Source organism: Kribbella ginsengisoli (genome assembly GCF_039537185.1).
GTDB classification, from domain to species: Bacteria; Actinomycetota; Actinomycetes; order Propionibacteriales; family Kribbellaceae; genus Kribbella; species Kribbella koreensis.
The window spans coordinates 422,295-444,710 of the sequence record NZ_BAABAA010000001.1; the positions used below are offsets into that span (position 1 = coordinate 422,295).

Annotated in this window: 21 protein-coding genes; 11 read left to right on the top strand and 10 right to left on the bottom strand. The window is 66.7% G+C overall.

Features of this window, described 5'->3' with window-relative positions; all coding sequences use genetic code 11:
- Position 1: 1 nt before the first annotated feature.
- From ABD768_RS01810 to ABD768_RS01820, 3 genes are read right to left on the bottom strand one after another with little or no spacing between them, the layout of a single operon-like run.
- Positions 2-1,345 carry a 3-oxoacyl-ACP reductase gene (locus ABD768_RS01810; RefSeq protein ID WP_344836550.1) on the bottom strand — a complete coding sequence of 448 codons (1,344 nt, stop codon included), beginning with the start codon at positions 1,343-1,345 and terminating at the stop codon, positions 2-4.
- 13 nt (positions 1,346-1,358) lie between these two features.
- Entirely contained in the window at positions 1,359-2,636 is a 1,278-nt protein-coding gene (locus ABD768_RS01815; RefSeq protein ID WP_344836553.1) for an acetyl-CoA C-acetyltransferase, read from the bottom strand.
- Positions 2,633-3,445 (bottom strand): TetR/AcrR family transcriptional regulator, encoded by an 813-nt coding sequence (locus tag ABD768_RS01820; RefSeq protein WP_343972065.1) that lies wholly within the window; start codon positions 3,443-3,445, stop codon positions 2,633-2,635. The genes ABD768_RS01815 and ABD768_RS01820 overlap by 4 nt, the downstream gene beginning before the upstream one ends.
- Positions 3,446-3,550: 105 nt before the next feature.
- On the opposite strand from ABD768_RS01820, the gene ABD768_RS01825 reads away from it, so the two are divergent.
- Complete coding sequence (locus ABD768_RS01825; protein ID WP_344836556.1) at positions 3,551-4,879, top strand: acyl-CoA dehydrogenase family protein; 1,329 nt, start codon at positions 3,551-3,553, stop codon at positions 4,877-4,879.
- Positions 4,880-5,128: 249 nt separating this feature from the next.
- On the opposite strand, the gene fxsT is transcribed toward ABD768_RS01825, so the two are convergent.
- From fxsT to ABD768_RS01845, 4 genes are all read right to left on the bottom strand, one after another.
- Positions 5,129-7,786 (bottom strand): FxSxx-COOH system tetratricopeptide repeat protein, encoded by a 2,658-nt coding sequence (gene fxsT, locus ABD768_RS01830; RefSeq protein ID WP_344836558.1) that lies wholly within the window; start codon positions 7,784-7,786, stop codon positions 5,129-5,131.
- A gap of 25 nt (positions 7,787-7,811) precedes the next feature.
- A complete protein-coding gene (locus ABD768_RS01835; protein WP_343972057.1) occupies positions 7,812-8,369 on the bottom strand; it encodes a toll/interleukin-1 receptor domain-containing protein in 558 nt (185 codons plus the stop codon).
- A gap of 165 nt (positions 8,370-8,534) precedes the next feature.
- A complete protein-coding gene (locus ABD768_RS01840) occupies positions 8,535-9,347 on the bottom strand; it encodes a nuclease-related domain-containing protein (protein WP_344836562.1) in 813 nt (270 codons plus the stop codon).
- Between the two features lie 90 nt (positions 9,348-9,437).
- Positions 9,438-9,848 (bottom strand): hypothetical protein, encoded by a 411-nt coding sequence (locus ABD768_RS01845; RefSeq protein WP_344836565.1) that lies wholly within the window; start codon positions 9,846-9,848, stop codon positions 9,438-9,440.
- Between the two features lie 317 nt (positions 9,849-10,165).
- Between ABD768_RS01845 and ABD768_RS01850 the strand changes: the two genes are divergently transcribed.
- Together ABD768_RS01850 and ABD768_RS01855 are read left to right on the top strand one after the other, a co-directional pair.
- Entirely contained in the window at positions 10,166-10,582 is a 417-nt protein-coding gene (locus ABD768_RS01850; protein WP_344836568.1) for a hypothetical protein, read from the top strand.
- A gap of 23 nt (positions 10,583-10,605) precedes the next feature.
- On the top strand, positions 10,606-10,827 hold the full coding sequence (locus tag ABD768_RS01855; RefSeq protein WP_344836571.1) for a hypothetical protein: 222 nt from the start codon (positions 10,606-10,608) through the stop codon (positions 10,825-10,827).
- Here ABD768_RS01855 and ABD768_RS01860 read toward each other — a convergent pair.
- Both ABD768_RS01860 and ABD768_RS01865 read right to left on the bottom strand, forming a co-directional pair.
- Positions 10,821-11,642, bottom strand: a complete 822-nt coding sequence (locus ABD768_RS01860; protein WP_344836574.1) for a helix-turn-helix transcriptional regulator — start codon at positions 11,640-11,642, stop codon at positions 10,821-10,823. The two genes, ABD768_RS01855 and ABD768_RS01860, sit on opposite strands and share 7 nt — an antisense overlap.
- A gap of 10 nt (positions 11,643-11,652) precedes the next feature.
- Entirely contained in the window at positions 11,653-12,429 is a 777-nt protein-coding gene (locus ABD768_RS01865) for an ArsR/SmtB family transcription factor (protein WP_344836577.1), read from the bottom strand.
- A gap of 112 nt (positions 12,430-12,541) precedes the next feature.
- Between ABD768_RS01865 and ABD768_RS01870 the strand changes: the two genes are divergently transcribed.
- From ABD768_RS01870 to ABD768_RS01885, 4 genes are read left to right on the top strand one after another with little or no spacing between them, the layout of a single operon-like run.
- A complete protein-coding gene (locus ABD768_RS01870; protein WP_344836580.1) occupies positions 12,542-14,047 on the top strand; it encodes an SDR family oxidoreductase in 1,506 nt (501 codons plus the stop codon).
- A gap of 21 nt (positions 14,048-14,068) precedes the next feature.
- On the top strand, positions 14,069-14,860 hold the full coding sequence (locus ABD768_RS01875; RefSeq protein ID WP_344836582.1) for a GNAT family N-acetyltransferase: 792 nt from the start codon (positions 14,069-14,071) through the stop codon (positions 14,858-14,860).
- 13 nt (positions 14,861-14,873) lie between these two features.
- Entirely contained in the window at positions 14,874-15,626 is a 753-nt protein-coding gene (locus ABD768_RS01880; protein WP_344836584.1) for an SDR family oxidoreductase, read from the top strand.
- 3 nt (positions 15,627-15,629) lie between these two features.
- A complete protein-coding gene (locus ABD768_RS01885; protein WP_344836587.1) occupies positions 15,630-16,334 on the top strand; it encodes a MerR family transcriptional regulator in 705 nt (234 codons plus the stop codon).
- Positions 16,335-16,338: 4 nt separating this feature from the next.
- Here the strand turns inward: ABD768_RS01885 and ABD768_RS01890 are convergent, their stop codons facing one another.
- Entirely contained in the window at positions 16,339-17,916 is a 1,578-nt protein-coding gene (locus ABD768_RS01890) for an adenylate/guanylate cyclase domain-containing protein (protein WP_344836590.1), read from the bottom strand.
- A 143-nt stretch (positions 17,917-18,059) separates the two neighbouring features.
- Between ABD768_RS01890 and ABD768_RS01895 the strand changes: the two genes are divergently transcribed.
- Genes ABD768_RS01895 through ABD768_RS01910 form a run of 4 tightly spaced genes read left to right on the top strand, consistent with a single transcriptional unit; the run spans position 18,060 to position 22,372 of the window.
- On the top strand, positions 18,060-19,832 hold the full coding sequence (locus tag ABD768_RS01895) for a M1 family metallopeptidase (RefSeq protein ID WP_343972024.1): 1,773 nt from the start codon (positions 18,060-18,062) through the stop codon (positions 19,830-19,832).
- A gap of 25 nt (positions 19,833-19,857) precedes the next feature.
- Positions 19,858-21,078: a sensor histidine kinase gene (locus ABD768_RS01900; RefSeq protein ID WP_344836593.1), complete on the top strand. Its 1,221-nt coding sequence runs from the start codon at positions 19,858-19,860 to the stop codon at positions 21,076-21,078.
- A gap of 58 nt (positions 21,079-21,136) precedes the next feature.
- Complete coding sequence (locus ABD768_RS01905; protein WP_344836596.1) at positions 21,137-21,799, top strand: response regulator; 663 nt, start codon at positions 21,137-21,139, stop codon at positions 21,797-21,799.
- A gap of 51 nt (positions 21,800-21,850) precedes the next feature.
- Positions 21,851-22,372: a TrmH family RNA methyltransferase gene (locus ABD768_RS01910; RefSeq protein WP_344836599.1), complete on the top strand. Its 522-nt coding sequence runs from the start codon at positions 21,851-21,853 to the stop codon at positions 22,370-22,372.
- Positions 22,373-22,416 lie beyond the last annotated feature (44 nt).

Genomic DNA, 22,416 nt, shown 5'->3' on the forward strand with positions numbered 1-22,416 from the left:
CTCAGGCGCCGAGCATGCTCTGGCCGCAGACGCGGACCACGTTGCCGGTGACGCCCGCGGAGGCCGGGTCGGCGAACCAGGCGATCGTCTCGGCGACGTCGATCGGCTGCCCGCCCTGCTGCAGCGAGTTGATCCGGCGGCCGACCTCGCGGATCGCGAACGGCACCTTCGCGGTCATCTCGGTCTCGATGAAACCGGGGGCGACCGCGTTGATCCGCAGGTTGCGCTCGGCCAGCCGGGGCGCGAGAGCCTGGACGAGACCGATCACGCCGGCCTTGGAGGTGGCGTAGTTGGTCTGCCCGTTGTTGCCCGCGATACCGGCGATCGAGGCGACGCCGATCACCGATGCGCCATCGTTGAGGGCCTTGGATTCGAGCAGGTGGGCGGTGATCCGCTCGGGGGCGCGGAGGTTGACGTCGAGGACGGCGTCCCAGGCGTCGGTACGCATGTTCGCCAGCCGCTTGTCGCGGGTGATGCCGGCGTTGTGGACCACGATGTCGAGGCCGCCGAGCTCCGCGCCGGCCGCCGCGATCCGTTGCGGCGCGTCGATCGCGGTGACGTCGAGCAGCAGCTCGTGGCCGCCGATCTTGGTGATCACCTTGCGGAGGTCATTGGCGTTCTGCGGTACGTCGACGCCGAGGACCGTCGCGCCGTCGCGGGCGAGGGTCTGCGCGATGGCCGCGCCGATGCCTCGGGCTGCCCCGGTGACGAGGGCGACCTTGCCGGCCAGGGGAGCGGTCGGGTCGTTGCCGACCAGGGGGCCGGTGCCGATGCGGGCGACCTGGCCGTCGACGTAGGCCGACTTGGGGGAGAGGAAGAAGCGCAGGGTCGAGTCGAGCTGGTCGTGAGCGTCGGGGGCGACGTACACGAGGTTGACCGTGGCGCCGCGCTTGACCTCCTTGCCGAGCGACCTGGTGAAGCCTTCGAGCGCACGCTGCGCGATCTGCTGCTCGGGGGTCGCGGACAGCTCGGGAGTGCGGCCGACGACGATGACGCGTCCGGCCGGGGCGAGCTGGCGGATGACGGGGGAGAAGAAGCGCTGGAGCGAGGTGAGGTCGGCGGTGGAGCTCGCGCCGGTGGCGTCGAAGACGAGTGCCTTGGGGCGGAGGGTGCTTGATGCGACGCCTTCGGCGGCAGTACTGAACGAGGCTCCGATGTCGCGCAGGAGGGCCTGGATCGCCTTGCCTGTGTCGGTTTCGGTGATCGCGCCGAAGACGACCTGGCCGTCGATCACGGGGGATCCGTCGGTCCACCGCGGCAGCGGGGTCGGGTCTGGCAGTCCCAGGTTTTTGACCAGCGTGCGGCCCAGCGGCGTACGGGTGAAAGTTTGGTAGCGATCCGTCATCTTCGGTCTGCTCCTACTTCTCGAGGATGGCGACAACGCCCTGGCCACCGGCGGCGCAGATCGAGATCAGACCGCGGCCGCCGCCGTTCTCGTCGAGCTGCTTGGCCAGCGCGGCGACGATCCGGCCGCCGGTCGCTGCGAACGGGTGGCCGGCCGCCAGCGAGCTGCCGTTGACGTTGAGTTTGGCCCGGTCGATCTCGCCCAGGGGGGCGTCGAGGCCGAGGCGTTCCTTGCAGAAGATCGGGTCCTCCCAAGCCTTCAGGGTGGAGAGCACCTGGGAGGCGAAGGCCTCGTGGATCTCGTAGTAGTCGAAGTCCTGGAGGGTGAGGCCGGCGCGTTGGAGCATGCGCGGTACGGCGTACGCGGGGGCCATCAGCAGGCCCTCGGCGCCCTTCACGTAGTCGACCGCGGCGGTCTGCGAGTGGGTGAGGTACGCGAGCGGCCTGAGTCCGTGGTCGGCGGCCCACTCGTCGGTGGACAGCAGGACCGTGGAGGCGCCGTCGGTCAGGGGAGTCGAGTTGCCGGCGGTCATCGTCGCCGTCTCGCCCTTGCCGTAGACGGTCTTGAGCTTGGCCAGCTTCTCCAGGGTGGTGTCGGCGCGGAGGTTCTGGTCCTTCTCGAGGCCGAGGTAGGGGGTGATGAGGCTGTCCTGGAAGCCTCGGTCGTACGACTTGGCCAGGTTGATGTGCGAGTTGTAGGCGAGCTCGTCCTGCGCCTCGCGGGTGATGCCCCACTCGAGCGCCGTGAGGGCGGCGTGGTCGCCCATCGACTTGCCCGTCCTCGGCTCCGCATTGCGGGGGATCTCCGGAACGATGTCCTTCGGCCTTAGGTGGGTTAGGACTTTGAGGCGTTCTTGGAGCGACTTGGCGCGGTTGAGGTCGAGGAGCACGTTGCGGAGCTCATTGCTGACCGCGATCGGGGCGTCGGATGCAGTGTCGACGCCGCCGGCGATGCCCGCGTCGATCTGGCCGAGGGCGATCTTGTTGCCGACCAGGATCGCGGCCTCGAGTCCGGTGCCGCACGCCTGCTGGATGTCGTACGCCGGGGTGGTCGCCGCGAGCTTCGAGCCGAGGACCACCTCGCGGACCATGTTCCAGTCGCGGGCGTGCTTGAGGACCGCGCCGGCGACGACCTCGCCGACCTCCTGGCCGCCCAGTCCGGTGCGGTCGACGAGACCGTTGAGGGCGGCGGTCAGCATGTCGGAGTTCGACGCGTGCCGGTAGGTCTTGTCCTGCCGGGCGAACGGGATGCGGTTGCCGGCGACGACTGCCACCTTGCGGATCTCGGTCACTGGTTCTCTCCTGCGGTACTTGAGGGTGAGCGCCTGGCGGTGGCCTTCTTGGTACTGCGCGTGGTGCTCGTCTTGAGTGCTTTGGGGCCCGGCTTGGCGGGCGTAGTACCGGCTAGCGCCTTGCGGCCGACCGCGGTGGCGAGCGTTGCGGTGATCGCTGTCGCTCGTACTGTGCTGATGTCGGCGTGGTGGACCACCGGGTGTGCCTTGTCTCCCGTTTGGCGCGAGACGATCAGGCCCATACGCGCCATGTGCATCGCGCCGAGGGTCTGCGTGTAGAGGTGGTTGGCCAGGTAGTCCGTGTCGACCTCGTCGAAGACGCCGGTCTTCTGCCCCGCCTTGAGAATCGTCGAGATCCGGTCGAGCGCCGCCGCCATCGCGTTGCCCAGCTTGATCATCACCGGCTCGGTGATCTCCCCGAACAACTCCTCGCCGGTCTTTCGGAGCAGACTCATTGCACAGTCAGCGAAGGCCGGATACTCCAGGCAGAAGTCCACGAAGACCTCGCTGAGGCTCCGCAGCCTGTTCATCGGCGCCTTGCGTGGGCCGTCCACCTCTTGAAGGCGCTCGTCCAACTCGCCGAGGTAGTCGACCAACGTGAGCGCGAACAGCTCTTCTTTGCCCGCGAAGTGCCGGTAGATGAGCGCCTTGTTGATCCCGACCCGCTTGGCGATGTCGTCGATCTGGGCGTCGATCGTGCCGCGCTCGTCGAACAGCTCCCGGGTGGCCCGGATGATGTCCCGCTCGCGGTCGCGACGACGCTCCGCCGTGGTCCGGCGGCGTCCGATCGCGAGCAGCGCGGAGCTCATGCACCGATCTTAGTCATACGGGTACCCCTGGGTGCAAACGATAGTTACACTCGTGGGTAACATCACTCCCGTACGATCACCCTGCAGCTCGCTCCGGAGGAATCGATGACCATGACCGAGTCCACCCCGCCCCCCTTGTCGGCCGACGTGATGACGCTGGCCGGCGAGCTCGCGGCCGAGCGGTCCAAGCCGGAGTGGCAGACGTTCAACCTGAACCTGAACGACGAGCAGATCGAGATCCGCGACTGGGCGCACACCTTCGCCGCCGACGTGATCCGCCCCGCCGCCTCCGAGTGGGACGAGCGCGAAGAGACCCCCTGGCCGGTGATCCAGGAGGCCGCCAAGATCGGGCTGTACTCGATGGACGGGTCGATCAACCTGTTCATCGACCCGTCCGGGCTGCTGATGCCGCTCGTCCAGGAGGAGCTCTTCTGGGGCGACGCCGGCATCGGCATGTCGCTCGTCGGCACCGGCCTGGCCAGTTCGGCCGTCTTCTCCAACGGCACCCCCGAGCAGTGGAGCCAGTGGCTCCCGCGCTGCTACGGCACGCCTGACGACGTACAGGTCGCCGCTTTCTGCTCGTCGGAGCCGGGCGCCGGGTCGGACGTCTCGGCGATCCGTACCAAGGCGACGTACGACGAGAAGACCGACGAGTGGGTCATCAACGGCCAGAAGGCCTGGGCCACCAACGGCGGCATCGCCGACATCCACGTCGTCGTGGCCACCGTCGACCCGTCCCTGGGCAGCCGCGGCCAGGCCGCTTTCGTCGTACCGAAGTCTGAGGTGAAGGGCTTGGAGCAAGGCACCAAGCTCAAGAAGCACGGCCTCCGCGCCTCCCACACCGCCGACGTCTTCTTCGACAACGTCCGGATCCCCGCCGCCAACGTCCTGGGCGGCAAGGAGAAACTCGACGCCCGCCTGGCCAAAGCCCGCGAAAACAACGGCTCCGCTGCGCGCGTCAACGCCTCGATGGCCACCTTCGAAATGACCCGCCACATCGTAGGCTCCCAGGCCATCGGCATCGCCCGAGCCGCCTACGAATTCGCGTTGGAGTACGCCAAGGGCCGCGAACAATTCGGCCGCCCCATCATCGACAACCAAGGCATCGCCTTCAAACTCGCCGACATGGCCATGGAAATCGACGCCGCCCGCCTCCTGGTCTGGCGAGCCGGCTTCATGTCAGCCGCCCTCATGCGAGGCCAAACCCCCGACTACCGCCACGGCGAAGGCTCCATGGCCAAACTCAAAGCCAGCGAGGTAGCCGTCAAGGCCACCGAAGACGCCATCCAAATCCTAGGCGGCAACGGCTACACCCGCGAATACCCGGTCGAGCGCATGCACAGAGACTCAAAGATCTACACCATCTTCGAGGGCACCAGCGAAATCCAGCGCCTAGTAATCTCCCGAGCCATCTCAGGAATGCGAATCAGGTAAGTACAGAGAGAAGTGGGGCGCCCCCCGGCGCCCCCTGCAAGAACAAGAACAAGAAGTGATAGCTGGTGTGAGAGTCGAGTAACCTCGCCAATCATGGGAGAGAGAGGAATTAGTTGGCGTAGCCGGATCGCCAATCAGTAGGCCCTCGGCAGGTTCAAAGGTTGATTGCGCGCACTCCAGCAGGCGTTCGCCGGCTGCCTCCCACGGAGCTCTGGAACTGCCGACGTCCCTGGTGAACCGGATCCCTGCCTATCGACCTTTTCGCTTCTTCTGCTTCGGGGATTTGGATTCGCCAGTCTTTTTCGAGCTTGCCACTCGACGCGCCAGACGGTGGAGCCCGAGCGCGGTGTAGGCAGTGGCAAGGTTGTGAGATGACCTAATTGTGTCCGGGTGGTCGTCGCCGAGTACGCGTCGGCGGCGCCGGTAAGTGTCCTCCAGCAACTTGAGCGCCTCCTTTCGACGCTTGAGGTTATGAAGGATCATCGCGCGGATATTCGCGGATGTCAGGGTGTCCGGGTGGTCGTCGCCGAGTACGCGGCGGCGGCGCTCGTAGGTGTCCTCATGCAGCACCTTGGCTTCGTCGCGGCGGCCCATGTCGTGGTACATGCCGCCGAGGTTGTTGGCAGAGGTCAGGGTGTCCGGGTGATCGTCACCGAGTACGCGGCGGCGGCGCTCGTAGGTGTCCTCATGCAGCGCCAGTGCCTCGTCCCGGCGACCCGCGTCGTCGTACGTGCTGGCGAGGTTGTTGGCGGAGTGAAGGGCGTGGGGGTGGTCTTCGCCGAGTTGCCGTCGTAGCCGGCCGTATGTGTCCTGGTTCAGCGCTAGTGCCTCGTCGCGGCGACCCTCTTCGCGGTATGTGCTAGCCAGGTTGCTCGCGGTGGTCAGGGTATCCGGGTGATCGTCGCCGAGTATGCGGCGGCGGCGCTCGTAGGTGTCTTGGTTCAGTAGGGTGGCTTCGCCCATGAGTGCCATCGCCGAGATACTGACTCCTAAATCGTTGGCGGAGTTCAGAGTATCCGGATGATCGTATCCAAGTGTTTCCCGTCGACGTGCCAGGGTTTCGCGTTGATGTTTCGCGGCCAGCGCATAGTCGCCCTTGTCGAATATCGCGTGAGCCAAGAACTGAGCCATCATGAGAGTGTCGGGCGCGTTGGGACTGAGGTTTCGGGTCCAAGAGCTGTGCAAAGTCGTTGTGAGGGTGAGCGCTGCGTCCGTCTGGCCGCTGAGCAGCAGGTAGTGAGCAGCGGCGCACGCCATCGAACGGAGCCGGTCTTCTGCGGCCGCGAGATCAGTCGCGAGCAGATGAGGCACCAATTGGGACCACTGAGGCCACGTGGCCGGGCTGGTGTTATCAGGAGGAGTTTGTGTGCTCAGCAGAGCGATGACGGCCTGCAGATAGGCGGTTTGGTTCTGCAGGGTGTGATCTCTGAGGATGGCCTGCGTCAGGCGATGTACGCGGAGGCCGTTCTGGTCCAGGCGGGCCAAGCCCAGGTCGCGTATCTGGTTGAAGGCATGTGTGGCTTCGAAGATGTCGGTAGGGAGCGGAGGGGCATTCTCGCTCCGGGTGAATGGCCTACCGAACCAGACTGCAGGAACGGGTTCAGGAGCGAGGTAGCCGCACAGGTGCAGTAGTTCCGCGGCCGCTGGATGGGAGGCGGACAGCTTTTCCAGTGCAAGGATGGTTGACGCGCCTAGCGAGGCCGGGTAGGAGCGAGGTTTGCCTTGCGACAGCAGTTTGGTTGCCTGGCCGTCAAGTAGCCGCAGGAATTCGGTGGCAGGCAGGCCTGCCTGGAGTACGCCGACAGCCTGGGCCAGTGCCAAGGGCAAATCTCCGAGCGCGGCCGCAACGGCGTCGGCATCGGCATCCTGCAGACCTGTCACTTTGGATGTGAGCATCGCCTTGGATTCAGAGCGACTGAATTCCTCGACGGCGGTGACATGGCCGATCTCTTGCCAATGCCCTAGACGGGTGGTCGCGATGGTGTGGCCCTGGCCTGCGGGAAGGAAGGGGAGGAGATGATCGGGGTCCTCGACATTGTCGAAGATCAGTAGCCAGCGTTGGCGATCCCGCAGGGCGGAAAGCGCTGCGGATGCTGCCGTCTGGGCGTCAGCCACTGCGTTTGCGGCACCAATATCGACGCCGAGTTCCGCCAGCTGGGCGGTGATCAGGTCCGGCTGTTCGGCCGCGATCGTCCATACAGTGTCGTAGTCGGCTGCGAAGCGTTGGGCGTACTCGATGGACAGCTGTGTTTTGCCGACACCACCTGGCCCTTGCAGGATGGCTACGCCCGGTGATCCCCGGAGAAGTGCTTCGCGTACTGATACAAGCAAGTCGTCGCGGCCGGTGAAGTCGGGATTTCTGAGGGGGACACGCCAAACAGCCGGGCGGGGGTGCGTTCCGGGGAGTCGCGCGCCTGTTTGCGAGCGCTGGTAGCGGGCAGCTGAGCCTGGGAAGTCCGAGTTGCCGCTCGGACCGACCTTGCCCGCCAAGGCATTCAGAATCCGGTCTTTTGCTTCTGGTTCTGCTATCTGAAACAGCTTGATCGGCTGGACTGATTGCAGGAGGTCGGGAAGTTGTCCGACCTGCAGGTCTTCGATCCAGACTGGGATGAGACGGCCGCCTTGGCCGCGCCCGGCCGCCGCCATGACGGCAGTCCACTCCTGCTCGGTGAATCCGCCACCGAAGTACCGGTTCGAGCACAGGGCGACTACTCGCTTGGCCCGCCGCAGTGCCGCCTCTCTGGCCAGGATGACGTTGTCGCCCGGCAGCCAGCTCCACACGTCGAGCTCGATGGTGTAGCCAGCCTCCATCAGCGTAGTGCCGACCCATTCCGCCCACAGCCGGTCCTGTCCGGCATAGCTGATGTAGAAGTCCAGATTCGACTCGACGGCCTCGTTGTCCGGCACGCTCTCACTGTTCATAGTCAGTTCCCTACGACTGCAAGGCAGCGATGATCTTGGCGACCACGCGCTCGTACTCGGTATCAGAGACATCCCGGAAGTCGGCGTAGTACCGGGTCGCGGCGAAGGCCGGCAGCTCCACGTCCTCGATGACCACCGGTATGAACCTGCGGTGGGCCTCGATGGAGCGCTGCATCAACGCCGCGTACTCCTGCTGCACCCAGCCACTCGCAACGGATGCCGGGCTGAATACGAGGATGCTGTCCGCGGAATCGCGGATCGCCTCCTCGATCGTATGCACCAGCAGATCGCCCGGTTTGAGGATTACCTCGTCGCGAGCTACGACCAGACCTGCGCCTTCTAGCTGCGTGGCGAGGCCCAAGACCCAGTCGAGGTCTTCATGTGCATAGGAGACGAAGACGTCGTACTTTGCGCCCACTGCAGCAGCCTTTCCTTGACCTGTACTCGATGCGGAGGTCTGCGCTGCCTTGGCCTTCCTGCGCGGTCTGACCGCTAGCCATGCGAAATACGCCCCCGCCAGTCCGGCGACAGTACCGATCGCCGTGAGAACCACCCCCGCAGTGTCCATCTCCGTAGGCTAGTGCCAGGGGGCGCGTATCGGCAGGCGACGACCCGGCGAGGAATCGAATCCACTAGTCGATGTCGAGTACCAGGGAAAGCAGCTGCATCCTCAATCCGGTGGTGAGAAGCACGTGTCGAGGCGAACAGGGATTGGTCTGCGGTCGGCAGCCATTCACGGTACGAGCTGCAGTGGCTTGATCAGTTCGTAGGCGGTCAGGACCGTGGCGCAGATGATCATGAACGTCAGCACAGCGATGGTGCGTCGTCGGCGTCTGGCTTGACGGTCGGCGGTTTGGAGGGTTTGGAAGGCCTGGCTGCGGTTGAGGTCGGCCTCGGTGTCGGGTTGCTGGCGCCACGTTGCCGGTGTGGCGAGGACTGCTGCGACCTCGGCCCGCTGGTTGACATCGAGTACGGTCGGCCTGCGCTTGAGCCATTTGACTAGTTTCCGTGCGTCGATGACATCGACACCTGTGGGCTTCTGCACGATCTGCAGGAGTGCCGGATCGAGTATCGCGAGCACTGGACGGACCGGTACCGGCCAGCCGACTGAACTCGTCAGCAGCCGGGAAGCTCTGCTCGCTTCGTACTCGGAGTTTCTGACGTGGTCGCACCGGGTTCCCGAGACAAGAAGGGTCCCTCCGCCTACCCAGATCCGCTGGCCGGAGTGGTTCTTGGTGTTCACGGTGAACACGCCTGCCGGACCCAGTAAGACGTGGTCGATGTCGGAGCCATGCCGGCCCACCGGAACCGAGTGCAGGACGGTCCAGCCTGAGTCCAGCTTCGTGAGCAGTTCGCCGACTGCGATCTCGCCCAGCGCTCCGTCGTACCAACGCCTGCCCGCCTCGGTGAGGGGCGAGACTCCGAAGAATTGAGCAAGACGGCCGCGGGAGCGCAACATCCCTGGTTGGGTGAAGAGCGCATGAAATACCGCATGGCCTGGTCCACGTTCACTCAGACCGATGACACCGCCGGACATGGATTCCATCCAAGTTCCCCCGCCCCCGTTGTCCGGTTCATCGCGTTGTCGCCATGAAGTGTTACGCGCCACCGCTGGTTGACGGTGGCGCGTCGGGGGTCAGGTGCAGAGGTTTATGTACCAGACCTTGTCCCAGTTGGTGATGAATTTCCAGTTGGTGGGGATGTAGCCGATGTGTTCGTGGCGGGAGCCCAGGGTTTCTACCTGGACGTTTTGGTGGTTGTAGAAGTTGGTGGTGCCCAGCCAGCCGCTCAGGGAGTAGGTGCCGCACTTGTAGAACTGGAACATGGTGTAGTACTCGCCTTTGCGGATCCAGGTGCAGAAGCGGGCGGCGGGGCAGTTGTTGACCCAGTCGGTGGCTTGTTGCTGGGTCCATTTGCCGAAGGCGGAGTTTTCGGGGTTGGGGCTGACCCAGGGGTCGAGGATGCCGGCGGGGGTGGCGGCCGAGCGGGTGGTGGTGTCGGGAGTGGGCTCGGTTGCTGAGGCGGTGAGGGTGGTGGTGAGGAGCATCAGGGCGCCGAGGGCGGCGGCGAGGGCTGTGAGGCGGCTGCGGTGGTGAGTTGATGACCTGCCTCGGCTACGGGATTTCCTGAGCACGGCGGTTCTCCGATCAGGGGGAGCGGTGTTCCTGCTGTCGGGAACTTATGGAGGAGCGGGTTCACGGTCGGCGGTATTACAGCGTCGTGCAGAGTCTTGACAAAGTCAGGCAGGGTGGTGCGTCACCGGAGTCGGCTGGAACGTCGACGGGGGCTTCGTCGTCTGATACGAAGGTCTGGCGCTCTGTGCGATCTGACCGCTGTTGCTGCGCCAACTGGTGGGGGAGTCGGATGGATGTTGTCTGCCTGAATGATGCTTCGTTCGATATTGCTGCTACGGCTGGTCTTTACTCGGCGTTGACCGGGGTTCTTGCTGGGTTTGCGTTTACTGCGCTGATTCTGGTTCCGAGTCTTGTGCTCTCGACGGGGCGTCGGCTCGGTGAGGAGGTTGCCGGGCATATCGCTGATGCGGCGAGGGTTCTGGTGAGTGCGTTTCTGGCGTTGGTGCTGGCCAGCATCAATTACGCGGTGCTGGGCGGAGAGCCGACCTCAGGTGGTCGCGCCGCGGCCGGCGAATTGCTGGCTGGGGTTGGGCTCGCGGTTGCGGCGATCCTGATGATCTACGCGATTGTGCTGACGCTCGAGACCGTCGCCGAGTTGGCGGACGGAACCGGTCCGTTGATGCGGGCGGCGGAATCGTCAGCCTGATCGCCTATCGCAAGACTCGTCAGGTGCTGAAGGGATCGGCCAGGCGGAAGGACATCTCGACCCGGCATTGGACGATGCCGGCCCTTGGTATCGCTTTCGTGGTCTCGGCCGCCTATGCGGTTGTGCAGGCACTGGTGAACGTCTGCGAGAGCGCCGGCGTTTGGGTGCCGCTCGCCAGCCTGGTCGCGTTGTTCGCGTTCACGTCGGTATTCGTCTGGCTGGTGGCTCTGCGAGCGCGTCAGTAGGTCAGGGTGTCGAGGCGGGCCGCGAGTGACGCCATGGCTTCTGCGGTGGGGGTGTGGTCGTCTGCGTGGAAGATGCAGAGGGTTAGGCCTTCGGGGGTTGGTAGTTGGAGCTTTTCGGCGCGTAGGTCCAGAGGGCCTACGTCGGGGTGGTTCAGGCGGTTGATGCCGCCCAACCTGGCGACTATGTCGTGGCGGTTCCAGAGGGTTCGGAAGTGGTCGCTGCCGGCGGACAACTGGTCGACCAGAGCCAGCAGGTCGGGATCGTCGAGGTTGGAGCCGATTTGGGCTCGGAGGGCGGCGACCCCGTTGGCTGTCACCTCGGCCCATTCGCGGCGGAAGGTGCGTTCGGCCGGGTCCAGGAAGACCTTCAGGAGCAGGTTGCTGCCGACGGTGTAGTCGGGGGAGAGCTCCACCGCTATTGGGTTCGAGGCGAGGATGTTCAGCAACCTGTCCTGGACGTACGCCGGGGTGGTGGTCCAGGAGTTGATCAGCCGGATCAAGCTCGCCGGGACGTCTTCGGGGGTGCCGGCCAAGCCGCGGGGGCGGGGTGGGTGGGCGAGGGTGTGGAGGTGGGCCGTTGCGTCGGGGGAGAGTTGCAGGACCCGAGCGAGGGCGTCCAGGACCTGGTCCGAGGGGTGCAGATCGCGACCTTGTTCCAGGCGCATGTAGTAGTCGCTGCTGATACCGGCCAGGAGGGCCAGTTCTTCGCGGCGGAGGCCTTGGACTCGGCGTCTTCCGCCTGGGGGCAGGCCCACGTCTTCGGGTTGGACTTGTTCGCGTCTTGCCCGGAGGTACTCACCTAGACGATTTGGCACGTCTTCAAAACTAGCTGACCTTTTCGGCGAAGGACTTGAGGTCGGAGATGAGCTTGGTCCAGCCCTCGTCGATCATCGCGCGGATGGCGCTGCCGGGTTCGAAGCCGGTGTGGATGACGGTGAGTTTCACCTGGTCGCCGTCTGGCTCGAGGTCGAAGCTGGCCCGGGAGAGGGGCTCGGCGCTGGCTTTGGCGTAGAGGTCGTCGTCCATCTCGGTGGCCCGGGCGAACTCGGGGGTGATGTGGTGCCAGGTGAAGGCGAAGCGGCGGTAGGGGTCGTACTCGAGGACCTCCTGGCCGGGGCCGGACATGGTGACGTCGCCCATCACCCAGTCGATGGGGGAGCCGACCTTCCAGTCGGTCCGGTGCTGCACGCCCCAGTACTGCTGGGTGAAGGCCGGGTTGGTGAGGGCCTGCCAGAGCCGCTCGGGCGTGGTCTTGATGTAGGTCGTGTAGACGAAGTCGTTGTCGCTCACTGGTTCTGTCTCCAATGCTGTCTTGAGGTCGGCGAACAGCTCTACCCGCCGCCGGTCGTACTGGTTGATCCACCGGTCGGCGATGGCGTTGATCGGTTCGGCGTTCAGGTGGTGCAACTTCTCCCGGCCGCGCCGGACGGTGGTGACGAGGTTCGCGCTCTCCAGTACTGCGAGATGCTTGCTGACCGACTGCCGGGCCATCGACAGCCCGGCGCACAGCTCGCTCAGGGTCTGTCCGTTGCGCTCGTTCAGGCTGTCCAGCAGTTGCCGCCGGCTCGGATCGGCCAGCGCCCGGAACACCTCGTCGTCCATCACCACTCCATTCATGCAGCCAATCGGCTGCCTAACCACAATAGGCAGCCATGCGGCTGCATGTCAAAGGCCAAGAATGAAGCGGACGCTCAAAGGGCACCGGACGATCCACATGGATACGAACAAGCTCGTCCTCGTCACAGGCGTCACCGGCTACATCGGCGGCCGGCTCGTCCCCGAGCTGCTCAAAGCCGGCTACCGGGTCCGTGCGATGGCCCGCAATCCCCGCCGGCTCCGCGACCGCGACTGGTACGACGAAGTCGAGGTGGTCGAGGCCGACGCCGGCGACCGCGACCAACTCGACAAGGCGCTCGAAGGCGTCGACGTCGCGTACTACCTGATCCACGCCCTCGGCACCGGCAAGCGGTTCGAGTCCCGCGACCGTCATACCGCGCTGACCTTCGGCGCAGCTGCCCGAGACGCCGGAGTCCAACGGATCGTCTACCTCGGCGGCCTCTATCCACAGGGCGAGGAGCTCTCCCCACACCTCGACTCCCGACGCGAGGTCGGCGAGATCCTGCTCGCGTCCGGCGTCCCGACGACGGTCCTGCGCGCCGCGGTCATCCTCGGCTCAGGCTCGGCGTCCTTCGAGATGCTCCGGTATCTCACCGACCGGCTGCCCGTGATGGTCACCCCACGCTGGCTCCACACCAGGATCCAGCCGATCGCAGTACGCGATGTCCTCCTGTACCTGGTCGGCAGCGCCGAGATGCCCGCGACCGTAAGCCGAGGCTTCGACATCGGCGGGCCCGACGTACTGACGTATCGCGACATGATGCAGCGGTACGCCGCAGTCGCCCACCTCACCACCAGGCGAATCGTCACCCTCCCGCTCCTCACCCCGTCGCTGTCGAGCCACTGGGTCGGCCTCGTGACGCCCGTCCCGAACAGCATCGCCAGACCCCTCGTCGACAGCCTGATCCACGAGGTCGTCTGCAAGGAGCACGACATCGAGCAGTACGTCGCTGACCCCGCCACCGGCCTGATCGGCTTCGACCAAGCCGTCGAACTCGCGCTCAAACGAGTCCAGGACCTAGACGTCACCACTAGCTGGGCTTCGGCGTCCACGCCCGGCGCACCGAGCGACCCGCTGCCAGGCGACCCCGACTGGTCCGGTGGTTCCCTGTACGTCGACGAGCGGGAGAGCGCGATCGCGACCACCCCCGAGCAACTCTGGTCGGTGATCGAGGGCATCGGCGGCGGCAACGGCTGGTACTCCTGGCGACTCGGCTGGTGGGCCCGGGGAGTCCTCGACCGCGTCTTCGGCGGCCCGGGTCTGCGCCGCGGCCGGCGAAACCCGAACGACCTGTCCGTCGGCGACCCGCTCGACTGGTGGCGGGTGGAGGAGATCGAGGACGTCAAGCTGCTCCGGCTGCGTGCCGAGATGCGCCTTCCTGGTCTCGCGTGGCTGGAGCTGATCGTCGACACGGACGACGACAACCGCACGATCTTCCGTCAGAGAGCGCTCTTCCATCCGCACGGACTGCCCGGACACCTGTACTGGTGGGCGATCAAGCCCTTCCACGGCATCGTCTTCGGCGGCATGCAGCGCAACATCGCCGCGGCGGCGCAGCGCAAGGACGCCCCCAGATGGCGGCAGTCGCGCAAATCGTCTTGACGCGGCCCCGACGATGGTGAGGTGGACTTCACCAGCCTCGGCTACCGAACCGACCTGATGCTGCTGCAGCTGAGCGGCTCCGTACTGACCGATCAAGGCGACTACGTCGTCGTCCGGACCCCGGCCAACCCGTCTTTCTGGTGGGGTAACTACCTGCTCTTCCGTACTGCGTTCGGGCCGGGCGACGCCGCCGCGCGGGAGGAGATCTTCCACCGGGAGTTCCCGGACGCGAAGCACCTCGCGCTGGGTGTCGACACGATCGACGGGGTGGTCGGCAGCGAGGACGAGGTCAAGGCGCAGGGTCTCGAGGTCGACCGCAGCACGGTGATGACCGCGCGAGAGGTACGCGGGCCGGCCCGGCCGAACGAGACCTCGCAGTACCGGCAGCTGAGCAGCGACGACGACTGGGAGCAGTCCTTCGCGGTGTCGCTGGAGTGCGCGACGATGACGGTCGACGAGGAGTACCGGGTCTTCAGCCGGCGCCGGATGGAGGCGGAGCGGCAGCTGTGCGAGTCCGGGCACGCCCGCTGGTTCGGCGCGTTCGACGGTGACCGATTGCAGGCCTCGCTGGGGCTGGCGTGGGACGGGTCGGGAGTCGCGCGGTTCCAGAACGTGCAGACCCGGCCGGCGGATCGCAACCAGGGGATCGCCGGCACGCTCGTCCACCGGGCCTCGCGGTACGGGTTCGACGAGCTGGCCGCGCACACGCTGGTGATGGTCGCGGATCCCGGCTACCTCGCGATCCGGATCTACCGGGCGCTGGGGTTCGACGACAACGAGGTGCAGCTGGCGGTGTTCAGGCGGCCTGCGTGAAAGGCTGGGCGGCATGACTGAGACTGCAGCTCGCCGGGGTACGGCGTTGGTCACTGGTGGGAGTCGTGGGATCGGAGCGGCGGCGGCCGGTGCGTTGGCGGCGGATGGTTGGGATGTCGGCATCAGCTACCGCACCCGTCAGGACGAGGCAGCAAAGGTCGTCGCGGCTTGCGAGAAGCTGGGCAGGCGCGCGTACGCCGTACAGGCTGATGTCGCGGAGGCCGACCAGATCGAGCAGCTCTTCGACGCGGTGACCGGCGAGCTCGGCGCGATAGGTGCCGTAGTCAACAATGCGGGCATCGTGTCGCCGAGCGGGCGAGTGGCCGGCTACGACGTGGAGCGGTTGGAGCGGGTGTTCCGGATCAACACGATCGGGGCGTTCCTGGTCGCGGGTGCGGCGGTACGCCGGATGTCGACCGCGAGTGGCGGCGCCGGCGGAGTCATCATCAACGTGTCGTCGCGGGGTGCGGTGCTGGGGTCGGCGGGCGAGTACGTCGACTACGCGGCCAGCAAGGCGGCGGTCGACACGATGACGATCGGGCTGGCCAACGAGGTCGCGAAGGAAGGCATCCGCGTGCTCGGCATCAGGCCCGGGCTGATCGAGACGGACATCCACGAGGAGGGCCGGCTCGACCGGATCGGCGGTACGCCGCCGCTGGGCCGTCCGGGCAAGGTCGAAGAGGTCGCCGAGCTGATCGCGTTCCTCGCGTCGGAGCGCGCCTCGTACATGACCGGCTCGATGGTCGACGTGGCGGGCGGGCGCTGACGGATGGGGTTGCGACCGGTCGACTTGGCGCGGCGGGCCGGCATCTCGACGCAGTTGGTGCGCAACTACGAGACGGCCGGGATCGTGCCCGAGGTGCCGCGGAGCGAGTCGGGCTACCGGCAGTACGACGACGTGCATCTGCAGGCGATGCTGACGTTTCGGGCGCTGGTGCCTGGATTCGGGCATGAGACCTCTACGCGGATCATGCAGGCGGTTCATGCTGGGGACCAGGCGCTCGCGTTTCGGTTGATCGACGCTAGTCATGCTGCGTTGCACGAGCAGCGGCTGGCGACGGACGTGGCGAGCGAGGCGCTGGGGGAGGCGGCTGAGGAGTTCCTGGACGGCGTACCGGTGGTGAATGGGCCGGATCTGCTGGTGGGGGAGCTGGCGGCGCAGCTCGGTGTGCGGACGTCGACGTTGCGGGTGTGGGAGTCGGCGGAGTTGCTGATGCCGGTGCGGGAGGCGGGGACGAAGTACCGGCGGTACGGTCCGTTGCAGGTGAGGGATGCGCGGATCATCGCGATGCTGCGGCGCGGGCGATACGGGTTCGACCAGATCCGGCCTGTACTGGACGGGCTGCGGCAGACCGGGAGTACGGAGGCGTTGCGCGCGGCGGTGGCGGAGCGACGAGCAGCACATGACCGACGGACCCGCGCGATGCTGCACGGCTCGGCCCTGCTCCACGACTACCTAGGCGGGGATCGCTAGCTGGTCAGATCGGATCACTACCTGGTACCTGGGCCGGGATCGCGAGTTGGGTCGGGCGGTTGCGGCCTCGGACGGTGACTTCTTCGCCCGCCTTCCAACGCCGGGCCTCGGCGGGGGCCGCCTCCTCGACGGCGGCCATCGAGGCGAGCAATCGGCCGGGGACAGACTTGGCCAGCTCGGTGAGTCGGGATGCCTCGTTGACCGGGTCGCCGATGACGGTGTACTCGTGGCGGCGCACGTCTCCGACAGTCCCGGCAACGACCGTACCGGCGGTGACGCCGATCCCGGCCGTTGCCTCGGGCAACTCCTGAGCCAGCCGCCGAGCAAGCGCCCGGCCCGCCTGGAGAGCGCTCCCTGCCGGATCGGGCAGTTCGGCCGGCGCACCGAAGACCGCCAGCACCGCATCCCCGGCGAACTTGTTCACGAAGCCACCTTGGCGGTCTACCTCGTCGACCACGATCTCGAAGAACCTGTTCAGCAAGGCAACGACTTCGCCGGGCGGCCGGACCGCCGCGAGCTCGGTCGACCCCACGAGATCCACGAACAGCACTGCGACGAAGCGCTCCTCCCCGCCAAGAGCATCACTGGCCAATGCTTCCCGGACCACGTCGGGCCCGACATACCGCCCGAAGAGATCGCGGATCCGCTCCCGCTCACGCAAACCGGCGGCCATCCGGTTGAAGCCCGCCTGGAGTGAGCCCAGCTCCGTACCGTCGAAGACCGGGATGTGAACGTTCAGCTCCCCGTCGCCGATCACCGTCAGCGCGTTCCGCACCGAGCGAACCGGCGCAACCACCGACCGCGCGGTCAGAAACGTGAGGAATCCGCCACAAGTCAGCACAAGGGTGCCAAGGGCAAGGATGATGACGGCCAACCGGGTCGGCGAGACCTCCCCGTCGATCAGGGCGAGCACCGCGGTGAGCATCAGCCCGGCCACCGGTACGCCGGAACCGACCGCCCAGAAGAACATCGTCCGCGCCTTCAGCCCCGCCGCAAGCAGGCGTTTGGGCGGCGCCTGATCGGCCAGTGCCCGCGCGGCGATCGGCCGCAGCGTGAACTCCGCCAGCAGATACGAGACCGTGCAGGTGACGATTCCGCCGTCGACGATGGTCACCAGTACCCGGAGAACGCTCTCTGGCTGCAGCGCGAGCGTCAGCCCGGTGAAGAAGACCGTGGCCAGGAACCAGAGCACTACCTCGACGAGGGTCAGCCGCAGCGGGAGCTGGAGCGTGGCGATCTGCTCCCGGCGGGTCGCCGGCCGGTCCTCGAGGACCCAGCTGGTGGTACGGACCGCCAGCCGCGTGCTCACCACCACGCCGACGGCCAGTGCGACGACGAAGAAGGCGGGCACGGCGATCGCCCGGACCAGGCTCAGCTCGTCGTTGGCCGGCGGGCCCGGCAGGACGAAGACGGCCAGCACGAAGACGGTCGTGGCGCCGATGATGTTGGTGCCGATGCAGAAGACGCTCAACAGCACCTGAGCCCGGATCCGCAGCAGCCGCGGCGACTGGCCGGCCGGGCCGAGCAGCCACGATCCGAACGGCTTCCGCTGCAGTACGAGCTCCGGCCGTCCCTGCGCCATCTTGTCCCCGTTTCGCTGGTCCAGCAGGGGTTCCCCGTCTGAACCGGTTTTGGCACGGTGCTGCCCGTGGCCCTAATAGGCCGCGTCATCGGGCCTTTCCGTGGGTAATGTCCTGCGAACGACATTCTGCCTCGGGAGCCCCTGTGAGCCACGATCGCCACTCCTACGCCGAACCGGCGTTGGTGCGCACCACCCACCTCGCGCTGGACCTCGACCTGGACTTCACCGCCAAGGTGCTGTCCGGTACGGCCACGCACACGCTCGCCTGGAGTGGCCCGGGCGATCGGCTGGTCCTCGATACGCGGGACCTGACCGTCCTCGCGGTGGAGGGTGCGGTCGACGGGGAATGGGAGCCGCTCGAGTACAGCCTGGCAGTCCCGGACAACGAGCTGGGATCAGCCCTGACGATCCGGACCGGGCAGCACGGGCAGGTGCGGGTGAGCTACCGGACCGCCCCGACGGCGACCGGGCTGCAGTGGCTGGAGCCGGCGATGACCGCGGGCGGCGTGATGCCGTTCATGTTCAGCCAGTCCCAGCACATCCACGCCCGCAGCTGGGTCCCGGTCCAGGACACCCCGAGCGTGCGCTTCAGCTACTCCGCGCACGTCACGGCCCCGCCTGAGCTGATGGTCCTGATGAGCGCCGACAACGGCACCGAGTCGCGCCGCATCGGCTCGTACGACGTGGTGATGCCGGAGCCGATTCCGTCGTACCTGCTGGCGATCGCCGCGGGCGACCTGGTGTTCGAGCCGATCGGCGCCCGGACCGGTGTCTGGGCCGAGCCGGAGATGGCCAAGCGGGCGGCGACCGAGTTCGCCGACATCGAGGAGATGATGCGGGTCACCGAGGCGGTCTTCGGACCGTACCGGTGGGGTCGCTACGACATCCTGGTCCTGCCGCCGTCCTTCCCGTACGGCGGGATGGAGAACCCGCGGATGACCTTCGCCACCCCGACCGTGGTGATCGGCGACAAGTCGCTGGTCAACGTGGTGGCGCACGAGCTGGCGCACAGCTGGTCGGGCAACCTCGTCACCCAGGACAGCTGGGACGACATCTGGCTCAACGAGGGCTTCACGGCCTACGTCGAGTACCGGATCGTCGAGGCCGTCTACGGCAACGAGCTGGCCGTGATGGAGACGGCGATCAAGCAGCACGCGACCGTGGTCAAGCTGGATCCGCTCTCGGCGGCGGAGCAGGCGGCCGAGCTGCCGGGGCTCAACCACCGGTCGCAGTACCACGGTACGACCGGCCTCGGACCGCTGAAGGGCTGCTGGTTCCTGACCTGGCTGGAGGAGCGGTTCACGCGGGAGGTCTTCGATCCCTTCCTGCGCGGGTACTTCGATCGCTTCGCGTTCCAGAGCATCAACTCGGACGACTTCGTCGAGCACCTGCAGGAGCAGTTGCTGGACAAGCACCCGGGCGTGGTGACGGCAGCGGAGATCGCCGCCTGGCTGGACGAGCCGGGCATCCCCGCCTTCGCGGAGAGAGCGATCTCTGCGCGGTTCGAGGTCGTCGACGAGTCGCGTGAGCGCTGGCTCTCGACCGGCGAGCTGCCTGAGGGCGCCAAGCACTGGACGACGCAGGAGTGGCTGCGTTTCCTCGACGCCGCGCCGGATGTGCTGACGGCGGAACAGTTGCAGCAGCTCGATCGGGAGTTCGACCTGACCGGTACTGCGAACGGCGAGATCGCCCGTCGCTGGTACTCGATCGTTGCCGCGAGCACCTACACCCCGGCGTACGACGAGCTGGCCGTCTTCCTGACCCGGGTGGGGCGGATGAAGCTGGTGCTGCCCGTCTACAAGGCGCTGGTACGGACCGAGGGCGGCCGGGAGCTCGCGAGTCAGGTGTTCGAGACCGCGCGACCCGGCTATCACCCGATCACGACGGCGGCGGTGCTCAAGATCCTCAAGCGCTGAGCCTTTGCGGGTTACCGTCTGAGGTATGTCGATCGAGCTGGACCGGCCGGGGCTGCTGACGGCGATGATCAGCCCGGGGTCGCGCGCTGCCCCGGGCGAGGGTCGGCGTACGCCGCGGGACTGGGTCGTGGACGTGGCGTTCGTCGCGCTCGGTACGGGGTTGAGCGTGATCGGGCTGGCGATTCCCGACGGGTCCAGGCTCAACCCGCCGGTCGTGCTGCATGCGACGATCGGCGTACTGGCTGCGCTCTCGCTGATGTTGCGGCGGAGGTGGCCGCTCGCTGTCGCGTTGGCGTTGATCGGGTTGTCCGCGTTCTTCCCGGCTGTGGGGAGCTCTAGTGGGTTGGCGCTTTTCAGCCTGGCGGTGCATCGGCGGACCCTGGTCAGCGCGCTCGGGTGTGTTGCGGCGGTGTTGTCGTGCTTGGTGCAGTTCTGGATCTATCCGCCGGCGCGGTCGATTCCGTATGTCTATTGGATGGTGGTCAGCCTCACCAGCCTGCTCTGCGTGGCGGCGGTTGCCTGGGGCATCGTCGTACGGACGCGGCGACAGTTGATGCTTTCGCTGGCTGAGCGTGCTCGGCGGGCCGAGGAGGAGCAGGAGCTGCGGGTCGAGCAGGGGCGGCGGCGTGAGCGGGAGCGGATCGCTCGGGAGATGCATGATGCACTCGGGCATCGGTTGTCGCTGCTGAGCGTGCATGCTGGTGCGCTGGAGTTTCGGCCGGACATGCCGTCCGATGAGCTTGCGCAGGCGGCGGGGGTGATCCGGTCGAGTGCGCGGGAGTGCATGGAAGATCTGCGGGAGATCGTCGGCGTACTACGTGCGCCCGATGCCGCGGTCTCGGGTGGTAGGCGGCCGCAGCCTGGCCTGGCAGACCTCGACACCCTGGTGGAGGAGTCGCGCACCGCGGGGATGACCGTGATGTTCACGCCGCTCTCGTCGCCTCCGGAATCGATCCCGCTGACCACCGGGCGGCACGGCTACCGGATCGTCCAGGAGGGGCTGACGAACGCACGCAAACACGCACCGGGCCAGCCGGTCACCATCGTCCTGTCCGGGGCCGCCGGCAACGGCCTCTCCATCGAGATCCGCAATCCGTTGGCTTCCGCGGATCCTGGGGACGGGTCACGCGTAGGACTGGTGGGTCTGGCCGAGCGGGCGAAGCTGGCCGGCGGCACGCTCGACCACGGTCCCACCACCACGAACTGCTTCCGCCTCCACGCCTGGCTACCCTGGCCAGCTCGATAGGAATGCGCCGCACGCTGTTGCCGACCTGTCGCTGAGCCGGTGTCCTACGATGGCCGGCATGGTGGGGACGGGGGTTCGGTTGCTTGTCGTGGACGACGATCCGCTGGTACGGGCTGGTTTGAAGAGCATGCTGGGTGGCGCCGCCGAGCTGGAGGTCGTGGGGGAGGCCGCCGACGGGCGGGCCGCGATCGACGCCGTACGGGCGGCCAAGCCGGACGTCGTGCTGATGGACATCACCATGCCGGTGATGGACGGATTGACCGCGACCGAGGCCATCCGATCGGGTGCGGATGCGCCGGAGGTGGTGATCCTGACGACCTTCGGTTCGGAGGAACACCTGCTGCATGCTTTGCGCGCGGGTGCGGCCGGCTTCCTGCTGAAGGACGCGGCGCCCCAGGAGATCGTCGACGCGGTGGTGAAGGTCGCCGGCGGAGACCCGATCCTGTCCGGCGCGGTCACCCGTCAGCTGATGGATTATGTGTCCGGTCCTGATGAGCAGAGCCGGCGCGACGAGGCTCTCGAAGTACTGGCCAGGCTGACCGATCGCGAACGCGAGGTCGCCGCGGCAGTTGCCCAAGGCAAGAGCAATGCGGAGATCGCCGCCGATCTCGCCATGGGCGTCCCCACCGTCAAGACGCACCTCACCCGGGTCCTCCTCAAACTCGGCCTCAACAACCGGGTGCAAGTAGCTCTCCTGGCCCACGACGCCGGCCTCGCTTAGACTTCTAGCCATGACACATCTCTTGTGCGGGAGGTTCGTTCCCGCTTCGGCATGAGTGCCGCGCGGGTGCGCAGCCCGAAAGACCTGAAACGCCAACGCCGGCTCCGATCCCATTCCTGCTGGGACCACCTCCTGATCGCGCCGCTCTGGCCGAAGTACGGCGTCAACCTCGGTACGTTGCTCCGCACGTGTGATGCGGTCGGCGCCTGCCTCGCAGTACCCAAGCTGCCGTGGGTGCCCGATGCCCTCGCCCACGGCAACACGCTGAAACGCCGAACCTGCGTGCACTGGACCGGCCACGACCCCGTTCGCTGGCTGATCGACCAGAAGCAGCGCGACAACACGACCATCGTCGGGGTCGAGCTAGCCGACGAGTCCATCCGGCTGGGCGACCTCCCGGCAGCCCGCAACCGCACGATCGCGGTGCTGGGCCACGAACGCAACGGCATCCCACCCGACGCAATCGAACACCTGGACCTGGTAGTAGAAATCCCCATGTTCGGCACCGGCGCAAGCCTCAACGTGGCCGTCGCCGGATCACTGGTCCTCTACCGCCTGGCCGGCCTCATCTGAGCGCTTTCCACCGCCCCTGCCTACCAGGGGTGGTGGTGCCGGTG

Excerpts from the sequence above, each read along its gene's own strand:
- ABD768_RS01835 (WP_343972057.1), bottom strand. The coding sequence starts at position 8,369 with ATGGACACTGCGGGGGTGGTTCTCACGGCGATCGGTACTGTCGCCGGA.
- ABD768_RS01840 (WP_344836562.1), bottom strand. The coding sequence starts at position 9,347 with ATGGAATCCATGTCCGGCGGTGTCATCGGTCTGAGTGAACGTGGACCA.
- ABD768_RS01850 (WP_344836568.1), top strand. The coding sequence starts at position 10,166 with ATGGATGTTGTCTGCCTGAATGATGCTTCGTTCGATATTGCTGCTACG.
- ABD768_RS01900 (WP_344836593.1), top strand. The coding sequence starts at position 19,858 with ATGTCGATCGAGCTGGACCGGCCGGGGCTGCTGACGGCGATGATCAGC.
- ABD768_RS01890 (WP_344836590.1), bottom strand. The coding sequence starts at position 17,916 with ATGGCGCAGGGACGGCCGGAGCTCGTACTGCAGCGGAAGCCGTTCGGA.
- ABD768_RS01870 (WP_344836580.1), top strand. The coding sequence starts at position 12,542 with ATGGATACGAACAAGCTCGTCCTCGTCACAGGCGTCACCGGCTACATC.
- ABD768_RS01845 (WP_344836565.1), bottom strand. The coding sequence starts at position 9,848 with ATGCTCCTCACCACCACCCTCACCGCCTCAGCAACCGAGCCCACTCCC.
- ABD768_RS01905 (WP_344836596.1), top strand. The coding sequence starts at position 21,137 with ATGGTGGGGACGGGGGTTCGGTTGCTTGTCGTGGACGACGATCCGCTG.
- ABD768_RS01865 (WP_344836577.1), bottom strand. The coding sequence starts at position 12,429 with ATGGACGACGAGGTGTTCCGGGCGCTGGCCGATCCGAGCCGGCGGCAA.
- ABD768_RS01880 (WP_344836584.1), top strand. The coding sequence starts at position 14,874 with ATGACTGAGACTGCAGCTCGCCGGGGTACGGCGTTGGTCACTGGTGGG.
- ABD768_RS01810 (WP_344836550.1), bottom strand. The coding sequence starts at position 1,345 with ATGACGGATCGCTACCAAACTTTCACCCGTACGCCGCTGGGCCGCACG.
- ABD768_RS01820 (WP_343972065.1), bottom strand. The coding sequence starts at position 3,445 with ATGAGCTCCGCGCTGCTCGCGATCGGACGCCGCCGGACCACGGCGGAG.
- ABD768_RS01825 (WP_344836556.1), top strand. The coding sequence starts at position 3,551 with ATGACCATGACCGAGTCCACCCCGCCCCCCTTGTCGGCCGACGTGATG.
- ABD768_RS01910 (WP_344836599.1), top strand. The coding sequence starts at position 21,851 with ATGAGTGCCGCGCGGGTGCGCAGCCCGAAAGACCTGAAACGCCAACGC.
- ABD768_RS01885 (WP_344836587.1), top strand. The coding sequence starts at position 15,630 with ATGGGGTTGCGACCGGTCGACTTGGCGCGGCGGGCCGGCATCTCGACG.